Source organism: Variovorax sp. Soil_C_17 (assembly GCF_057657265.1).
The window spans coordinates 1-489 of sequence record NZ_JBDGIT010000056.1 but is presented as its reverse complement, the minus strand read 5'-3'; the positions used below and the strand labels follow the sequence as shown (position 1 = coordinate 489).

Annotated in this window: 1 protein-coding gene; it reads right to left on the bottom strand. The window is 65.6% G+C overall.

Annotation, left to right across the window (positions count from 1 at the left end):
• Positions 1-489, bottom strand: a 489-nt coding sequence (locus AC3A6Y_RS35010) for an integrase core domain-containing protein (RefSeq protein ID WP_487872794.1), incomplete at both ends; no start/stop codon positions are given.

Sequence of the window (489 nt, the reverse complement as noted above, 5' to 3'; positions counted from 1 at the left end):
CAAGTTTCCCCGAGGGGGAGGCGTCGGGTCCATCTCAGTAATAGGTTGTTCCCGCCGAGTCGGGACGCCGGAGGCTTGTAGCCCAAGGCCGAGTGCGGCCTCCTGGCGTTGTAGTAACTCAAGAAGGCTGGCAACCAGGCGGTGCGCTCGCCGCTGTTGGTCCAGACGCGGCCATAGGCCCACTCGCGCAGACAGGTCTGGATGAACCGCTCGGCCTTGCCATTGGTCTGCGGGCGATAGGGCCTGGTGAAGGTGTGTTTGATGCCCAATGCTTGGCAAGTCTTGGCGAACAGCCGCGAGCGATAGGCCGAGCCGTTGTCGGTGATCAGGCGCTTGATGGTGACGCCCAAAGCCGCGTAGTGCGCCACGGCGGCCTGCAGGAACGCCACGGCCGAGCCCTTGCGCTCGTCAGCGTGCATCTGCACGAAGCCCGCACGCGAGTGGTCGTCGATGGCCACGTGAGCGAACTCCCAGCCGGCGCCTCGCGTG